The following is a 17215-nucleotide window of genomic DNA, read 5'->3' on the forward strand; positions in this document are numbered from 1 at the left end:
CACCAAGGAAAGGATTCGAGGAATTTGACTGCCCAGGCCAATATAATCGATCCGAAATGCCCCAAGTGTCGAAGTCACCAAAGTTGCGAATTGAATTGCAAAACAGCAACGACTTTGCGAAGGCGTTAATCCCTTTGGTGCTGCGAAGCGGCCCCAAAGGGCCTAGTCCTTCGTGTTCTTTTATTTGCCGCGATGCTCTACACTTATTGGCACGGTCCATGCGAGCAATGCTTAGATGACTAAGGAATCTCGCCCCCCTTTTTTTTGCAAATCAATTTACTATGAAGCTCTATAGCCGCATCGCTGCGACCACGCTCTTATTGACGTCATTTTGGGGGCACTCGACATCGCACGCTCAGGTGTTGGAAGAACAGGTTATGCAAGCCTCGGCGGTTGTGTTCAACGAAGCGATGACCGCGCCGCTGAACCGAATCCCCCAAGCCATGCTGTCCAATGCAAACGCGGTGGCGATTGTCCCCAATGTGATCAAGGGCAGCTTCATCGTCGGTGCTCGTCGTGGTCGAGGGATATTGTTTGTTCGCGAACCCGATGGCGTTTGGCACGCTCCGGTCTTTATCACATTGACCGGGGGCAATATTGGCTGGCAAGTCGGTGTGCAATCGTCCGATATCATTTTGGTTTTTAAGACCGAGCGAAGCGTTCAAGGAATCTTGTCTGGAAAGTTGACACTCGGCGCGGATGCAGCCGCTGCTGCTGGACCGGTAGGGCGGGAAACCGCAGTGGCAACCGATGGCCAACTGCAAGCAGAAATCTATACCTATTCGCGCAGCCGTGGTTTGTTTGCCGGCGTGTCCATCGATGGATCGGTCCTGCAAGTCGATCCCTGGTCGACCGGTGCGTATTACCGCAGCCCCGCTCCAGGACAACCCGTCGTTGTTCCCCCATTGGCGGATCAATTGACACAAACGGTCGCAAGTTACGCTAACACAACAGCGACGCCTCCGGTCCCGGTGACGGTGCAAGATCAACAAAGCGGCTGGATCCAGCAGCATGCAGCGACGCATGCGGATGGGCTACGTGCTCAGTTGGTTCAACTCGCTCCCAAGCTCTACGACATGCTTGATGATCAATGGAAAAACTATCTCGCGTTGCCCTCGTCGTTGTTTCTTGATGGCACTCCCACGACACCGCAAGAATTGCAAACCACGCTTGACCACTTCAACGTCGCGAACACGGACCCGCGTTTTGTGGGTCTCGCGGCACGACCCGAATTTCAGTCGGTCTACAACCTATTGCAACTCTATCAGCAATCGTTGACTCAAGATGCAGCGACGCTGCAATTGCCACCCCCACCGCCGATAACGCGGTAGGAAAACTGCGGATTTTGCGGTTGACCGCGTTTTCGGTTCAACGGCATGAGCAAACCGGATGCATTTCCTCCGAGAAATCCACTGATTACGTCATGTGCGGTGCAAGCATGCAAATGTTAGGTGCCCCCCGTTGTAACCGGTTTCAAGTCTACAGCTTGCGAATAAATTTCAATCCCGGATTGCCTTTTGTGCTAATTCCCGTGTATGCTCGTAACTTGTTAACGCACGGGCCGATAAAGGGGGCACCCACGAATGGGGCCGAGTCATGAAAGAAAATATTGAATCAAGGTTACGTGCGTCATTGTCACGCCTAGGCTTCAACCAAATCGAAGTCGACAGCGATGAGGATGGGCATGTCAAATTGAGTGGCACCGTGTCCAACCCCAATGATCGGACCTCGGTGCTTACGATCGCTCGCACCACTCCCGGCGTGAAGCAGATTGTGAATCAGGTCAATGTTTCGTCGTAGTTTGCGTTTGGCGTGAACTTTATCGACATCGACATCGACATCGAACTCGATCGCCGAAAGGTGCCTAAACCCCGGGCAATGATCGATTTTCTTTTAGGGGAGCGGCCATCAAATGCAATCAGCCTCAGTGAAACCCGAGGCTGAAAGCGATTGTTAATATCCGCTAGCGGCGAATCAGTGGTGGTCACCCAATCCAAGGTGGAAGCGACCAATGTCCAAGTGCAGCCCGCCACCTTGCCCGTAGTGATTATTCGAGCTATAGCCGCGTGAATACGAAGGGTATCCATAGGATCGCGACGAATATTGGGTGCCGTATCGATAGCTCGGAGCTTGCGAATAGCCGCCATAACCGTAGTGGGACGAGTGGCCGTAACCACTATTCCCATATCCATATCCGCCATGCCCATAGCTCGAATGGTTGCCATGGTGCCCACCGTGTCCACGGTGAAAGTCCGCCGCTGATGCCGTTGGCGCGGAGGCGAATAGGGTGATTGCTGCTGCAGAGAAGGCAATTGCGAGAAAGCGTTTCATTCATATGTCCTGGAAGGGAGGTTTCCTTTAGGCAGCAAGTGCTGCCATCGGAACTCCAATAACGCATACGCTGTGCCAACAAGTAAACTTCGCGAAACAGGTCGTTTTAATACATGGCTAGTATTCACATTGACCGCACACGTGTATTCGATGCGAACACACGACGCAACGAATTTGCATTTTGGAATCTAGAACAATAGTCTCAATTGTTTGTGCCCCCGAACTGGCTGTACTGGGCGGAACAATCGGGACAATTGCTGACGACTCTGCTACGAGTCGTCCCGCCACTTAATGTTCCGGCGGTCCCTAGGGTTCTTTACTGTAGTAATCCAGCAGGTCGTAGAGTTCTTCGCGAGTCTGCATTTGATCGATCAGGTCTTGCTGTGTACCGGAGCTGCGAAGTGTTTGGTAGACACGAGCGGCAGCGGCGTTCATCGCGCGAAACGCGGTGAGCGGATAGAGCACCAATTTGACGCCGACTTCGCGAAGTTCGTCCAGGCGATACAGCGGCGTCTGTCCGAACTCGGTAATATTCGCCAGCACAGGAACATCGACTGATTCGGTGAACCGGCGGTAGTCCTCGAGCGACGTGATTGCTTCGGCAAAAATCATCTCGGCACCGACCGCCACGTAATTGTTTGCCCGTTCGATCGCGGCGGCGATTCCCTCGACCGCTACCGCATCGGTTCGTGCCATGATCACAAATGTCGCATCGGTACGCGCGTCGAGTGCCGCTTTTAAGCGATCACACATCTCCGTCGGCGCAACCAGTTGTTTGCCAGGGCGATGTCCACATCGCTTTGCATCAATCTGGTCTTCAAGATGCAGTCCTGCGGCACCCGCACGAATCAAGTCTTTCACCGTACGCTGAATCATCAGCGAGTTGCCCCATCCGGTATCGGCGTCGACTAACAGTGGCAAGTCGCAAGCCGAGGTAATTCGCCGTGCGTCTTCTAAAACGTCGTGCAGCGTGGTCACACCGAGGTCAGGTAAGCCGTGCGAAACGCTGGCAACACCGGAGCCGGAAAGATAGATCGCACGAAAACCGGCTTGTTCGGCCAGCAACGCCCCAATGGCGTTGACCGTGCCCGCTACTTGCAATGGACGTTCGTGAATTATCGCTGCACGCAGTCGTGCACCGGCCGTGGACGATTCGGACTCAGACATGATATGTGCTTTTGTGAGAGAGTCAAATTAGGTCGATACCGTGGCGATCAAGGTTCTTTGGCCGACCGTTTCAGAAATCGCGTATAATCAATTGTATCACCAGGGTAGGAGTGTCGTCATGAGTTCCGTTACCACTGAAAACGCATCCACGGGAAAGATCGTATCCTCAGGCAAGACTGTCAGCGGTGTCTCGGTTAAGCCACTGTACGGCGTCGACGATCTGGGCGATTCGGCGAACGCCGGTCACCTCGGCAAACCGGGACAGTTCCCGTTCACTCGCGGCATCCACGAATCGATGTATCGCGGACGGTTGTGGACGATGCGTCAATTCGCCGGGTTTGGCCGCGCAAGCGACACGAACCAAAGGTTCCGATTTCTGCTGCAACAAGGACAAACAGGGCTCAGTACGGCGTTTGACTTGCCAACGCTGATGGGACTCGACAGCGATGATCCGCGATCGGTCGGCGAAGTGGGGCGACTCGGAGTTGCGGTCGACACGGTCGACGACATACTCGAACTGTTTGACGGAATTGACTTAACCCAAGTGTCGGTCTCGATGACCATCAACGCGCCGGCAATCATCGTCATGGCGTTCTATTTGTCGGCCGCGAAAGAGCGTGGTTACGATTGGCAGCGACTGCGTGGCACAATCCAAAATGACATCTTGAAAGAATACCATGCTCAGAATGAGTTCGTGTTTCCGCCGGAGCCATCGGTTGCTTTGGTCGTTGATCTGATTGAGTTTTGTTCGCATCACGTGCCGCTGTGGAATACGGTTTCGGTCAGTGGCTATCACATTCGTGAAGCGGGTTCTACGGCGGCGCAGGAACTCGCGTTCACTTTGGCTGATGGAGAACACTATGTTCAACAGTGTTTGCAACGCGGCCTCGACATCGATGCATTCGCCCCTCGGCTGAGTTTCTTTTTCAACGCCCACAACGATTTGTTTGAAGAAGTCGCCAAGTATCGTGCCGCTCGGGCATTGTGGGCGGAAAGAATGCGGGATGTGTACGGAGCAAAATCCGAGGCGTCATGGAAGTTGCGATTTCATGCCCAGACCGCCGGCTGTTCGCTGCAGGCACCGCAACCCGAAGTCAACTTGGTGCGAGTGGGCTATCAAGCCCTTGCCGCGGTCCTTGGTGGCTGCCAGTCGCTACACACGAACTCGATGGACGAGACGTTTGCACTGCCGAGCGAACACGCCGCGACCTTAGCACTTCGCACTCAACAAGTTTTGGCGTGTGAAACGGGAGTGACAAATACCGCAGATCCGCTCGGAGGCAGCTATTTCGTCGAAAGTTTGACCGAGCAAATGAAGACTGCCACACATGACTACTTTGGAAAGATTGACGATCAAGGCGGGATGATCGCTGCGGTAAAAAAAGGTTTTTTTCGCCGCGAGATTGCCGAGTCCGCTTTTGCATACCAGCAGGCAATCGATTCACGCGAGAAGCTAATCGTGGGTGTCAATGCGTTCACGCAAGCACGCGAAGACGGTATTCCATTAATGCAGTTTGACGAATCGAGCGAAGCGGAACAAATCGAATCCCTTCGCAAAGTCAAAGCAAACCGAAGCGATCAAAACGTGGATCGTTCACTAGCGATATTACGGGCTGTGGCCGAGTCCGGTGACAATGTATTGCCCGCATTGCTGCAGTGTGCAAACGACCGCACGACGGTCCAAGAATGCGTTGACGCCCTTGCCGAAGTCTACGGGCGGTTCCGCCCTGCTGCAAATTGGTGATTCCGGAGCATTGTTTTTCGCAAAGTGAACGAGGGGATTTAATGACAACCCAAACCGTCCCGAAACGTATCCTGCTGGCCAAAGTTGGCTTGGACGGCCACGACCGTGGCGTTAAGGTTGTCGCACGCGGATTGCGGGACGCAGGGTTTCATGTGATTTACAGCGGCTTGTGGCAATCGATTGATTCGGTCGCCGAAGCGGCCCAGGACGAGGACGTGGATTGGCTGGGCGTCAGCATTCTCAATGGTGCTCACATGACTTTGGTTCCCGCGTTGTTGCAAGAATTGCATCGTCGCGATCTCGATCATATCGGCGTGATTGTTGGCGGAATTATTCCGCACGAAGATCAGCGGAAACTACAGGAACTTGGGGCTCGGGGGTGTTTTGGTCCAGGAACATCGATTTCATCGATCGTCGAGTTTTTGAAGTAGGTGATTCGCAACATGTCCCAAAATTTACTTCGCAACGATATACCGACACTAGTCGATCGACTTCGCGGGGGTGACCGCTGGGCATTGGCACGGTTGTTGACGCTTGCATCCTGTACCGAAAATCACTCGGGACTTGGCCACGCACTTGCTGGGCACGACATTGCCGGGGACACGCTGCGCGGGATGCCGGTCATCGCGTTGACGGGTAGCGGCGGGGTTGGAAAGAGTAGCCTACTCTGTTGCGTCGCGGCTCATTTCGCTGAACAGGGCGAGTACGTCGGAGTAATGGCTTGCGATCCCGAAAGTCCCTTGACGGGCGGCGCGTTGTTGGGTGATCGCTGTCGAATCGCAGGCGGCATGGTGAAGGGCAAGACGTTGCATCGCGTATTCATACGTAGTTTACCAGCGGGCTCGGGCAAACAAGGCGTTGCGGACAACCTAGCGGTGATGCTGCGAATCATGAAAGCATTCGGATTTGACTGGCTTTTTGTCGAAACCGCCGGCATCGGTCAAGGCGATGTATCGGTAAGAGACTTTGCCGACATCGTCGTGCTGACGCTTCAGCCACAAACAGGCGATTCCCTGCAATGGGAAAAAGCAGGCGTTTTCGAGATTGCCGACTTGATCGTCGTCAACAAATCCGATTTGCCTGGGGCGGACCAGACCGTCGCGGACATTCGTGGACAACACCCGATGAAGGACGGGCGACCGGTTCCAATTCTGACAACTTCGACGGTTCAGGAAACTGGGATCGAAAAGCTCTGCGCTGGCATCGCGGATATGGCAATGCATTCTGAACGCTCCTCAATCTCACGTCATGAGTGCGGAGGAACGACTAATGACTCTCTTAATCCACCCTGTAATCCTAAAACCAGGCAAACGATGGCCAATCGCGACACTCACACCGATGCGTTACTCCAGCAGATTGCGGACTATGTTGTCGGACCTGCAAACTTCAGCGACGAAGCGTGGGACACCTCGCGTCTATGTTTGCTCGACAGTCTCGGATGCGGACTGTTGGCACTTAATTACCCGCCGTGCACCAAGTTGCTCGGACCCGTCGTGCCTGGAGCAACGCTCGTGCGTGGTGCACGGGTTCCGGGGACTCCGTATGAATTGGATCCAGTGACCGCCGCATTCAATATTGGCTGCACGATCCGCTGGCTCGACTACAACGACACTTGGTTGGCTGCCGAATGGGGGCATCCGTCGGACAATTTTGGCGGTATCTTAGCGATCGCAGACTATCTCAGTCGCCAGGGGCAGTCGATCACTGTTCGTGACGTGCTCGAATCGGCGATTAAAGCGTACGAAATCCAAGGGGTTTTGGCGCTGGAAAACGCGTTCAATCGAGTTGGACTGGATCACGTATTGCTTGTGCGAGTGGCGACGACCGCCGTGGCGACACAATTGCTTGGCGGCAGTCATGACCAAATTATGAATGCAGTCAGTAATGCGTGGATCGACGGCGGTGCACTGCGAACCTATCGTCACGCGCCGAACACCGGCTCGCGAAAGAGTTGGGCCGCGGGTGATGCCACCCGTCGTGGTGTCCAGCTTGCGCTGTGGAGTCTAACGGGCGAGATGGGCTATGCGACGGCGCTAACAGCTGAGCATTGGGGTTTTGAGGACGTTTTGTTCGCGGGACGGCCGATCAAATTGGCCCGTAAGCTGCAAGACTATGTCACTGAAAATATCTTGTTCAAAGTGGCCTTCCCAGCCGAGTTTCATGCACAAACCGCAGCCGAAGCCGCCGTCCAGCTTCACGAACAGGTTGCGGGTCGCTGGGATGCGATCGACCGAATCCGGATCGACACGCAAGAATCAGCGATGCGGATCATCAACAAGACAGGAGCACTGAACAATCCGGCGGATCGAGACCATTGTTTGCAGTACATCGTCGCGGTCGCACTTATCCACGGCCGACTCGACTCGGATCATTACGAGCAAGCCGCAGCCGATGATGCTCGCGTCGACTCACTACGCGAACGAATGGATGTGTTCGAGCAACCCGACTACTCCGTTGACTACCTCGATCCTGAAAAGCGATCGATTGCTAATGCCGTGCAAGTATTTTTCACGGACGGAACACACACCGATCGGGTGGAGATTGAATTCCCTCTCGGACACCGGCGACGGCGAACCGAAGCAATCCCAATGCTGCGAGAAAAATTCCGAAACAATGTCGCGTCCCGATTTTCAGATGAACGCGCCGAATCGCTACTCGATCTATTCGTTAATGATGCAATCGGCGAAATGCAGGTCAGCCAATTTATCGACAAGTTTGTTGATAGTTGATCTTAAACATACAATGACAGTTGGGATGCCAAGTCAATTATTGCAGTAGTGGATCTTGCTAAAGATCCTATCGTGCGGGGATCTTTAGCAAGATCCACTACGTCGAATTCCTCAAAAGTAGAATCGGTGCAACACCCAGCCGCGTTGTACACAGCAGTGGTTCCTAGACAGGAGAAACGGGTGCCAACTTTGCGTGAGCTTACCGACGAATTCATCCTCCAGGAGCAGACGCTTCGGCAAGGGGGCGGTGAAGAAGGACAGCAGCGACAACTGCGACACGGTCGCTTGCCGGTTCGCGAGCGACTCGAGTTGTTGCTTGACCCAGGTTCCCCTTTTTTTGAATTGGGTTTGTGGGCCGCGTATGGGATGTACGAAGAATATGGCGGCGTTCCTGCGGCGGGAATCGTTACTGGGATCGGTTATGTTGCCCAGCGAGCTTGTTTGATCGCCGCCAACGACGCCACCGTCAAAGCGGGAGCGATGTTTCCGCAATCGGTGAAGAAGTTATTGAGAGCTCAAAAAATTGCGGCTCAATTTCGTTTGCCTTTAATCTACCTTGTCGATTCCGCAGGCGTGTTTCTGCCGTTACAAGACGAGGTCTTTCCCGACGAAGATGATTTCGGTCGTATCTTTCGCAACAACGCAGTGCTGTCGGCGACAGGCATTCCGCAATACGCGGCGGTGATGGGCAACTGTGTCGCGGGCGGAGCCTACTTGCCGGTGTTGTGTGACAAAATGTTGATGACCGATGGCAGCCAACTCTGTTTGGCGGGTCCCGCATTGGTGAAAGCCGCGATTGGGCAAACGGTCGACCCTGAAGAACTTGGTGGGGCGGCGATGCATTCCGCGATCAGTGGGACCGTCGACTTTCACGAACCCGATGATGCATCGTGCTTGCAGCGATTGCGGGCCCTGGTCGATCTGTTGCCAGGCAAAATCGATGCGATTCCAAAGGGCAGCTCGGATTCGCGGTTGGATGAGATTGTGTCTGCGGATGGACGCAACGAATACGACGCGCGGGATCTGATCCGGGCAATCGTTGATGATGATTCAATACAAGAATACAAGGCCGAGTTCGGTCAAACCCTGGTGACCGCGTTTGCCAAAATTGGCGATCACGCTGTCGGTATCATCGCGAATCAAAAACGACGTTGCCGTACCGCGAGTGGCGAGATTCAGATCGGCGGCGTGATCTATCCTGATGCGGCAGACAAGGCGGCTCGGTTTGTGATGGATTGCAACCAAACCGGACTCCCACTGATTTTCTTTCAGGACGTACAAGGGTTTATGGTGGGCAAGCAGGCTGAACAAGCGGGGATCATTCGCGCAGGCGCCAAGTTGGTCAACGTCGTCAGCAATTCGATTGTCCCCAAGTTTACGGTGATTGTCGGTGGCTCGTTTGGTGCAGGACATTATGCAATGTGTGGGAAAGCGTACGATCCGGCATTGATCCTCGCATGGCCCTCGGCAAAGTATGCGGTAATGGGCGGCAGCCAAGCGGCAGAGACGTTGCTCTCGCTACAGCTACGCGACGCACAGCGTGCCGGGCAAACGTTGTCGGAGGACAAGATCACCGAACTGCGTCAATCCATTCAAAAGCGGTACGGGGAACAGACCGACATCCGTTTTGGTGCCGCTCGCGGTTGGGTCGATGCGATTATCCCGCCGACGGACACGCGGCTTTGGTTGCACACGGCGCTGAACTTGATACCAGTGGCGGAGCATCGTGAATTTAGAACAGGAGTGTTACAGGTTTAGTATCGTTTTTTGGCTGATTTTTAGAGTATCGGAACTCGTCAAGAGTTTCGGTTTGCACTGTAGTAGTTTATCTGTATTGAATTTTGGCGTAGTGGACGAGGCAACGAGTCCCATTGAGCTAATCCGTGGCAGGACTCGTTGCCTCGTCCACTACGGCCAACACTAACTTTTATCCCCGACAAACTACTCGACTCACTGTTTGAAACAAAGGGAGTTCATAAGCATGCCACGCTCGGTTCGGATCGGAAATGCACAGGCCTTCTGGGGTGATCGCTGCACTGCCGCAGCCGAGCTGCTTTCGTGTGAACCGGAGCTTGATTTCGTCACGCTTGACTATCTGGCGGAAGTCTCGATGTCAATTCTCGCAGCGCAGCGGCAACGAGATCCACAGCTCGGATACGCCAACGACTTCGTCGATGTGGTCCGATCGCTTGTCCCGTATTGGGCTAGCGGAGGCCGATGTCGCCTGATTACCAACGCCGGCGGCCTGAACCCGAGCGGATGTGCCAAGGCATGCCAACAAGTGATCGAGACGACGGGTTGCCGATCACTTCGCATTGGCATTGTCAGCGGCGACGATGTGCTGTCGACCCTGACTTCCACCGCTGCTGGTCACGAGATCGATCCGTTTACAAACCTCGACAGTGGCGAATCGCTCGCGGGTTCGGTGGATCGTCTGGTCACCGCCAACGCCTACCTTGGTGCCGACCCGATCACACGTGCTTTGGCGGATGGAGCGGACATTGTGATCACCGGACGCGTAGCCGATCCATCGATGGTGGTCGCTGCATGTGTTCATCATTTTGGCTGGGACGAAGAAGATCTCGATCGTCTGGCCGGTGCGACGGTGGCGGGACATTTGATCGAATGTGGCCCCCAAGTCACCGGCGGCATTTGTACTGATTGGCTCGAGGTGCCCGATGTCACGCATCTCGCTTTCCCGATTGTCGAAGTCGTCGAGGACGGAGCCTGCACGGTGACGAAACCGCAACACTGCGGTGGCAAGGTGACGCAGTGGACAGTGAAAGAACAACTGGTCTACGAGATCGGCGACCCCGAGAACTACCTCAGCCCCGATGTGACGGTGTCGTTTTGCGGATTACGCGTGGAAGAGGTCGGCGAGAATCGAGTCCGCGTCAGCGGGGCAATCGGAAAACCACGTCCAACACGGTACAAAGTCAGTGCAACACTTCGCGACGGTTTTCGATCCGCAGGAACACTGACAATCGTTGGACGTGATGCCAGAGCAAAAGCACTTCGCAGCGGTGATATCGTGTTGAGTCGACTTCGGGAATCGGGGGTGCAGGTTCGCGACAGTCTCATTGAATGTCTGGGAGCTAACGCTTGTCTGTCAGACGTGACGGGTATGAAGTGCAAACACGACGCGTCGTCGTTTGACGAAGTGGTACTGCGTGTTGCCGTGGAAGTCGATTCGCACAGTGATGCCGTACAATTCAGTCGCGAAATGATGCCGCTAATCACCGCAGGGCCGCAAGGAACAACGGGGTACGCCGAAGGACGGCCTCGAATCCACCCGGTCATCCGTTATTGGCCCTGCTTGATCTCGCGAGATGATGTCACGCCAAAGGTCGAACTTCTGCAAACGCAGTCGACTGACAGCACGTCGACGACAAAATTCGACTGGGCAACATGCGCAGGCTCTGCGACCGCCATGGGGTCACAACCGAATTCCGGCATCCGATCCGAAAAGCAAGCCGCATCGTCGGTTGTAACGAGCGAGGCCCCTGTCCACCCATGTCTCTATGACATTGCTTTGGCTCGCAGTGGAGACAAGGGAACCGGTGCGAACATCGGCGTGATCCCTCGTCGCCATGCTGATTGGCCGTTCTTAAAGGATTGGTTGACATCCGAACGCGTCGCGAGCTTCTTTTCAGGGCGAGCGATTGAGGGAGTCGAACGTTTTGAGTTACCGAATCTGCATGCGCTGAACTTTGTGATTCGTGGCATCCTAAAGCAAGGATTGCGAACCGACGCACAAGGCAAAACGCTTGGGCAGATATTGTTGGAAATGCCTTTGCCAAAGCAGGACTCGACAAAAAACACGCCAGAGGATGTAAACAAACACCATGGATAACTTGATTCTTACCGCATTGATTGAATCTGGCATTCAATCGCTGACCCTGAATCGTGCAGACCGCCGCAACGCACTAAGTATCGAATTGCTCGAGTCGCTTTGTCGTGAACTCGATCGAATGGAGAACGATCGGAAAAACCGTGTGGTACTTTTGTGCGGTGCGGGACCTGTCTTTTCTGCCGGTTTGGATTTACGTGAAGCCGCTGACATTGACTTGGTGGATCGGTCGGCGGAAGCGGTCAAGCGGACGCTCGGGAAATTGCGTTCGACGTCACTGGTCGTGATCGCGGTCGTTCAAGGCGGAGCGTTCGCCGGCGGTGCGGGACTGATGGCCGCATGCGATATCGTGATCGCCTCGACGGATGTGAAAATAGGCTTCCCAGAAGCCCGTCGCGGTCTGCTGCCCGCGCTAGTGATGAATGTGTTGCGACATAAGGTTCGCGAGGGTGATTTGCGAGACTTGTTTATATCGGGTGAGCCCATCGATACCGTGCGAGCACAGCAGATAGGCATAGTGCAACGCGTCGTACCGGCAACCGAATTGTTTGACTCCGCAGTCGCGCTGGCGAGATCGGTGGTTGCCGGTGGCCCCGATACGATCCGCAAAACCAAGTCACTTATCAACGCATCATTTTCAGAGAACGTCCCCGCCGACAAGCCGAATTTGATCGACATGCATCTGGCCGCTCGTCACAGCGACGAAGCTCGCGAAGGCTTGGCGGCTTTCAACGAAAAGCGAGATCCGAAATGGCATTAGAACCAACAACACAGCATGCTGAACGGTTGGAACAGCGTGAGCAGCAAATGCGACAGGCCGAAGAATTGTTGGGGTCGCTACCCCAGGCAACAGGAGTCGCCAAAGGACTCTTTCAAGGCCGATTCGTTGACGATTGGGTGTTCCCCTATCCTCAGCTATCGAAGCAGCAAAGTGGTGATCTGTCCGTCGCGGTCTCAAAACTAACCGAATTTTGCGACCAACATCTTGATCCTGTGCAAATCGATCGCGATGCCGATATTCCTCGTGATGTCATCGACGGGCTGGCTAATCTCGGATTGCTCGGCATGACCGCGCCGGCGACGTTCGGTGGCCAAGCATTTTCCCAGATGCAGTATTGTCGGCTGCTGGAAGTGATCGGATCGCGATGCAGTTCGACTTCGATTTTTGTCAACGCTCATCACTCGATCGGAATGCGAGGCTTACTGCTGTTCGGCACCGATGAGCAAAAGAAGAAATGGTTGCCGGATTTGGTGCACGGCAAAAAACTTGCCGCGTTTGCGCTGACGGAACCCGAGGCGGGCTCGGATGCATCCAATGTGCAAACGACCGCGACCCCGTCGGATGACGGCAGCCACTTTGTGCTCAATGGCCAAAAACGCTATATCACCAACGGCGCGATCGCTGACGTCTTGACCGTGATGGCGCGAACACCAGTGGAAGGGACGAACGATTCCGCAATTACCGCTTTTCTGGTGACGCCTGATATGCCTGGGTTTCAAGTCACCGAACCACGGATGGAGAAGCTTGGTATTCGTGGCACCGCAACGGCGAGGTTGGCGTTCGAAAAACTGCACGTGCCACGCGAAAATATCTTGGGGCCGATTGGCAAAGGGTTAAAGGTCGCTTTGACAGTGCTCGATTTTGGTCGCACAACTTTCGGAGCTTGTTGTACCGGTGCTGCAAAAATGTGTTTGCGTTTGGCAACCGATCACGCTAACGCTCGCCGTCAATTCGGCCGATCGCTTGCCGAGTTCGAGCTTGTGCAAAAAAAACTCGCTTGTATGGCCGCCTGGACCTATGCGATGGAGGCGACGACCACGGTCACCGCGGGACTGATCGATCGAGGACTCGAAGACTATATGCTCGAGACCGCCATGCTAAAAGTATGGAGCACCGAGCGATTATGGACGATTGTCAATGACGCTTTTCAAATCTACGGAGGTGCCGCCTATTTCACGGATCAACCGCTCGAAAGGATGCTCCGAGACCACCGCATCAATCAAATCGGTGAAGGAGCCAACGAGGTGTTGATGTCGTTTATTGCCTTGACGGGGATGCGAGGACCTGGGATGCAGATGAAAGAGATGAACGATGCTCTAAAACGTCCTTGGACCGCCGTTGGGCCCGCTGTCAGGTTTGCAGGGGATGCGATGAGTTTGCGACTGCGTCGGCCCGGAGTACCGGTCCAGTCGGCGGAGCTGAAATCGGTTGCCAAGCAGCTTGGAAAGCAGATCCGGCATTTGGGGACAATGGTCCAGTGGACGCTGGTGCGGCACCGCGAGGAGGTGCTCGAACGTCAATTGGTGTTAGAACGGATCGCTTGGATCGCCATGGAATTGTTTGCCACCGCATGCACGCTCAGTCGGCTCGACAGCGAATTGACGCGTAATGATCGTAGCCACGAATCAGTCGCCCGATTCTTCATCGCCGATTCGCTTCGGCATGTACAAAGCTGTTTTCGCGGCATGCGAGACAACGATGACCGACTACTATTGGCAGCAGCTAGAGAATTGTAAAAGTGCTCTACTTCGCAGCCAATCTCACACTACCATCGAGTCGCAGCGTGCATCCATTGAGCATCGTGTTCTGGAAGACATGAGAAACCAAGGCCGCAAATTCGTCGGGATGTCCCAACCGCTTCGGAAAGACCGTTTGCTCGATCAGTGACTGGCGGACTCGTTCGGGAGCGGCCTGCATCATCGGCGTTTCGAACACACCGGGAGCGATCGAGACAACACGAATTCCGTGCTGACTCAACTCACGAGCCAGCGGTAGGGTTAACGACGCGACCGCCCCCTTGGACGCGGCGTAGGCGGCCTGACCAATTTGGCCTTCATACGCCGTCACGGACGACGTCATTACCATCACGCCTCGTTCCCCCTCTGCATTAGGATCGTGACGTGCAATCGCCTCACCGCACAGTCGCAGTGTGTTAAACGTTCCGATCAAATTGACATCGATGACGCGGCGAAACGCATCGAGAGATGCAACGCCATCACGTGGAAGCAATCGCTCGGCGTGCAACACCCCGGCGCAAGTAACGACGCCTTGCAGCGGACCGAAGCGATCTTCACCCGCCGCAATGACCGCACGCAATTCAGTCTCGTCGCAGACATCTGTTTTGGCAAAGACGACCCGCCCCTCGAATTCTTGAAGGACCGACTCAGCAGGTTCCGACAAATCGGCGATGACGACATTGGCGTTCTGACGCAGCAGATTAGCAACACATGCAGCGCCCAAACCCGAACTGCCACCGGTCACCAACACACATGAGTTTTCGATTCGCATGATGAAACATCCTCCGGGCTATCGAGCGGGAGCCACGCTTTAGCAACAGCGACAAAGAGAATGCACTGAAGCCCACTCCGCGGTTTCATTCTAACGGAACCGTCGCTAGCGGGCTGTTGGATTAGTGAGCCGTGATGCGTGAGCGGCCGGGTCCCGCGCATTACCCGGTGCCTTACGGCCCACGGCTCACCACAGCGATTTGCAATTCGTTTAAATCAACAGCCCGCAAGCGTCAAAACGGCTAATACACCGAAAAACACCTGCTTACCGACAGCGACAGTGCGCTGTAGCCCACTACACGATTCATTCTATCGCAACCGGCGGCGTGGTGTTCATTATCCTCGTTCTACTGGAACATCAAACAGGGCATTCCAAGCAGCTGGACAGCGCACGACGGTTTTAAGAAGACTCGTCGGTAGTTGGCAAGATCGCGTTGTGATAGATCTCTTGAACGTCGTCGCAATCGTTTAGCATGGTGATGAATTTGTCAAACATTGGCAAATCTTCGGGAAGGATCTCGGTTCGAGTATGAGGCACGAAGGTGATCTCATCGACATCGAACTCGGTTTCCGGCTTCGCGTCCAGCAACGCCTGCTTGGCCTTGTAGAATTCAGTGGTCGGTGCGAACACCGTCACTTGGCCGTCTTCGCATTCGACATCGGTCACGTCGACGTCTGCCATCAATAGGGTTTCGAGCACTTGATCGGCGCTGTCACCCTTGAAGGACAGAATGGCGAGGTGTTCAAACGCATGGGCCACCGATCCTGGGGCTCCAAATTTGGAGCTTGTCTTGGTAAAGCAATTGCGAACATCGGTGATCGTGCGATTGTTGTTGTCCGTCAAGCAATCGATGATGACCGAGCATCCACCGGGGCCAAACCCTTCGTAGCGAGCGGCCACATAATCTTCGCCTCCAACTCCGCTAGCCTTGTCGAGTGCTTTGTCGATCACATGAGCGGGCACTTGATCTTTCTTGGCCTTTTCGATCAAGCTACGCAGAGACGAATTCGCGGCGGGGCCCCCACCGTTTTTCGCCATCACATAGATTTGCTTGCCGTATTTTGAATAAACTTTTGTTTTCTGGGCCGCCGTCTTGGCCATTGACACTTTGCGGACTTCAAAGCTTCTGCCCATTGCGTTTATCTCGTGAATGATTGCGTGGAATAATGGAAATGAGCACGTTTTACTCGCATTTGACTGCCAATGCTCAGGTGATTTTTGCCGACAGGACCACGATGCTAGCGACCATCGAGCAAAACCCTGGGAATATCATTCCAGAAACTTCGACGCGATTCCAGCGGGCTTTGTTCAAAGCGAACGGGTTCGGTCCGAAAAAATCGATACTTTAATCGCATTGATGTTGGCCCAAGTCGCGACCCTGGTATAGATATACCTCGAACACCAAACGCCGATTTGTCCATGGTCGGCGACCCCGCAATGCTAGTTTTTGACCGCTGCGTCAAGACAATCCATTGATCGCCATTTCTTTCTCTCAAAAATTTGATTTGAATCAACTCTCTATGCCGAAACCAGAAACGAAGACGGACGTTCCCGCAACAAACGATGCTGCAGTGGAAGAACCAAACGGTCAACCAGAAGCTATGGTAAACGAAGCACCCACAAAGGCAGAGAAGACCAAAGAGTCCGCAAGCAAGGAATCGGCAAGCAAGGAATCGGCAAGCAAGGAATCGGCGAGTAAGGACCAGGCGAGTAAGCCGCCCGCTGCCAAGTCGAAACCAGCAAAAGAGACGTCGTCCAAGGCGGCAAAGTCGGATCCCCCCGCGAGTCCCGCGAAAAAGGAAACTCCGGCACGGGCAAAAAAGTCAGGGGCGGCAGCGAAAAATGGATCGCGTCTTCCGTCGGAACACCAACTCGAAAACCTGAAGGCCGCAGTGGTGGCGGCTGGTGGTTCGGAAAACTTGCTACTGATTCTGCAACACGTCGAGGAAGCAGGTGGGAAGTCCGATGTCGAAGAAAGCATCGAAGCCTACCGCGTGCTAAAGACTGTGTTGGAAGAATAGTGCAGCGACAAGCTTCTGTTAAGACGTCGGTTGTTTTTAAAGGTGTTGAAATCGCGACCTCGATCGTCGTAACTCAGCTGGACG

Annotated in this window: 15 protein-coding genes; 11 read left to right on the plus strand and 4 right to left on the minus strand. The window is 54.4% G+C overall.

From position 1 onward, the window contains the following. Positions 1-281 precede the first annotated feature (281 nt). Entirely contained in the window at positions 282-1331 is a 1050-nt protein-coding gene (locus tag SH528x_RS16225) for a lipid-binding SYLF domain-containing protein (RefSeq protein ID WP_442511564.1), read from the plus strand. 265 nt (positions 1332-1596) lie between these two features. After that, a complete protein-coding gene (locus SH528x_RS16230; protein ID WP_442511565.1) occupies positions 1597-1800 on the plus strand; it encodes a BON domain-containing protein in 204 nt (67 codons plus the stop codon). 174 nt (positions 1801-1974) lie between these two features. Here the strand turns inward: SH528x_RS16230 and SH528x_RS16235 are convergent, their stop codons facing one another. Both SH528x_RS16235 and prpB read right to left on the minus strand, forming a co-directional pair. Next, entirely contained in the window at positions 1975-2331 is a 357-nt protein-coding gene (locus tag SH528x_RS16235; RefSeq protein WP_442511566.1) for a hypothetical protein, read from the minus strand. Positions 2332-2637: 306 nt separating this feature from the next. Next, positions 2638-3498, minus strand: coding sequence for a methylisocitrate lyase (gene prpB / locus SH528x_RS16240; protein WP_442511567.1), 861 nt, complete (start codon positions 3496-3498; stop codon positions 2638-2640). Positions 3499-3616: 118 nt separating this feature from the next. On the opposite strand from prpB, the gene SH528x_RS16245 reads away from it, so the two are divergent. The 7 genes from SH528x_RS16245 to SH528x_RS16275 all read left to right on the plus strand — a co-directional run bounded on the left by SH528x_RS16245 (position 3617) and on the right by SH528x_RS16275 (position 14338). Continuing rightward, complete coding sequence (locus SH528x_RS16245) at positions 3617-5242, plus strand: acyl-CoA mutase large subunit family protein (protein ID WP_442511568.1); 1626 nt, start codon at positions 3617-3619, stop codon at positions 5240-5242. A gap of 41 nt (positions 5243-5283) precedes the next feature. Further along, complete coding sequence (locus SH528x_RS16250; RefSeq protein WP_442511569.1) at positions 5284-5673, plus strand: cobalamin B12-binding domain-containing protein; 390 nt, start codon at positions 5284-5286, stop codon at positions 5671-5673. 12 nt (positions 5674-5685) lie between these two features. Continuing rightward, positions 5686-7971, plus strand: coding sequence for a bifunctional 2-methylcitrate dehydratase/aconitate hydratase (locus tag SH528x_RS16255; RefSeq protein WP_442511570.1), 2286 nt, complete (start codon positions 5686-5688; stop codon positions 7969-7971). Between the two features lie 180 nt (positions 7972-8151). Beyond that, on the plus strand, positions 8152-9729 hold the full coding sequence (locus SH528x_RS16260) for an acyl-CoA carboxylase subunit beta (RefSeq protein ID WP_442511571.1): 1578 nt from the start codon (positions 8152-8154) through the stop codon (positions 9727-9729). A 223-nt stretch (positions 9730-9952) separates the two neighbouring features. Then, on the plus strand, positions 9953-11824 hold the full coding sequence (locus tag SH528x_RS16265) for an acyclic terpene utilization AtuA family protein (RefSeq protein ID WP_442511572.1): 1872 nt from the start codon (positions 9953-9955) through the stop codon (positions 11822-11824). Further along, positions 11817-12581 carry an enoyl-CoA hydratase/isomerase family protein gene (locus SH528x_RS16270; RefSeq protein ID WP_442511573.1) on the plus strand — a complete coding sequence of 255 codons (765 nt, stop codon included), beginning with the start codon at positions 11817-11819 and terminating at the stop codon, positions 12579-12581. The genes SH528x_RS16265 and SH528x_RS16270 overlap by 8 nt, the downstream gene beginning before the upstream one ends. Next, on the plus strand, positions 12572-14338 hold the full coding sequence (locus tag SH528x_RS16275; RefSeq protein WP_442511574.1) for an acyl-CoA dehydrogenase family protein: 1767 nt from the start codon (positions 12572-12574) through the stop codon (positions 14336-14338). The genes SH528x_RS16270 and SH528x_RS16275 overlap by 10 nt, the downstream gene beginning before the upstream one ends. 7 nt (positions 14339-14345) lie before the next feature. Here SH528x_RS16275 and SH528x_RS16280 read toward each other — a convergent pair whose 3' ends face one another. After that, complete coding sequence (locus tag SH528x_RS16280; RefSeq protein ID WP_442511575.1) at positions 14346-15110, minus strand: SDR family NAD(P)-dependent oxidoreductase; 765 nt, start codon at positions 15108-15110, stop codon at positions 14346-14348. Positions 15111-15509: 399 nt separating this feature from the next. Beyond that, entirely contained in the window at positions 15510-16244 is a 735-nt protein-coding gene (locus SH528x_RS16285; protein ID WP_442511576.1) for a YebC/PmpR family DNA-binding transcriptional regulator, read from the minus strand. A 38-nt stretch (positions 16245-16282) separates the two neighbouring features. Between SH528x_RS16285 and SH528x_RS16290 the strand changes: the two genes are divergently transcribed. Continuing rightward, positions 16283-16459 carry a hypothetical protein gene (locus tag SH528x_RS16290; RefSeq protein ID WP_442511577.1) on the plus strand — a complete coding sequence of 59 codons (177 nt, stop codon included), beginning with the start codon at positions 16283-16285 and terminating at the stop codon, positions 16457-16459. A 171-nt stretch (positions 16460-16630) separates the two neighbouring features. Further along, positions 16631-17131: a hypothetical protein gene (locus SH528x_RS16295; protein ID WP_442511578.1), complete on the plus strand. Its 501-nt coding sequence runs from the start codon at positions 16631-16633 to the stop codon at positions 17129-17131. The last annotated feature ends 84 nt before the right edge of the window (positions 17132-17215 follow it).

It is taken from the genome of Novipirellula methanifontis (assembly GCF_052161655.1).
GTDB lineage: Bacteria > Planctomycetota > Planctomycetia > Pirellulales > Pirellulaceae > Novipirellula.

Excerpts from the sequence above, each read along its gene's own strand:
- SH528x_RS16225 (WP_442511564.1), top strand. The coding sequence starts at position 282 with ATGAAGCTCTATAGCCGCATCGCTGCGACCACGCTCTTATTGACGTCA.
- SH528x_RS16230 (WP_442511565.1), top strand. The coding sequence starts at position 1,597 with ATGAAAGAAAATATTGAATCAAGGTTACGTGCGTCATTGTCACGCCTA.
- SH528x_RS16235 (WP_442511566.1), bottom strand. The coding sequence starts at position 2,331 with ATGAAACGCTTTCTCGCAATTGCCTTCTCTGCAGCAGCAATCACCCTA.
- prpB (WP_442511567.1), bottom strand. The coding sequence starts at position 3,498 with ATGTCTGAGTCCGAATCGTCCACGGCCGGTGCACGACTGCGTGCAGCG.
- SH528x_RS16245 (WP_442511568.1), top strand. The coding sequence starts at position 3,617 with ATGAGTTCCGTTACCACTGAAAACGCATCCACGGGAAAGATCGTATCC.
- SH528x_RS16250 (WP_442511569.1), top strand. The coding sequence starts at position 5,284 with ATGACAACCCAAACCGTCCCGAAACGTATCCTGCTGGCCAAAGTTGGC.
- SH528x_RS16255 (WP_442511570.1), top strand. The coding sequence starts at position 5,686 with ATGTCCCAAAATTTACTTCGCAACGATATACCGACACTAGTCGATCGA.
- SH528x_RS16265 (WP_442511572.1), top strand. The coding sequence starts at position 9,953 with ATGCCACGCTCGGTTCGGATCGGAAATGCACAGGCCTTCTGGGGTGAT.
- SH528x_RS16270 (WP_442511573.1), top strand. The coding sequence starts at position 11,817 with ATGGATAACTTGATTCTTACCGCATTGATTGAATCTGGCATTCAATCG.
- SH528x_RS16275 (WP_442511574.1), top strand. The coding sequence starts at position 12,572 with ATGGCATTAGAACCAACAACACAGCATGCTGAACGGTTGGAACAGCGT.
- SH528x_RS16280 (WP_442511575.1), bottom strand. The coding sequence starts at position 15,110 with ATGCGAATCGAAAACTCATGTGTGTTGGTGACCGGTGGCAGTTCGGGT.
- SH528x_RS16285 (WP_442511576.1), bottom strand. The coding sequence starts at position 16,244 with ATGGGCAGAAGCTTTGAAGTCCGCAAAGTGTCAATGGCCAAGACGGCG.
- SH528x_RS16290 (WP_442511577.1), top strand. The coding sequence starts at position 16,283 with ATGAGCACGTTTTACTCGCATTTGACTGCCAATGCTCAGGTGATTTTT.
- SH528x_RS16295 (WP_442511578.1), top strand. The coding sequence starts at position 16,631 with ATGCCGAAACCAGAAACGAAGACGGACGTTCCCGCAACAAACGATGCT.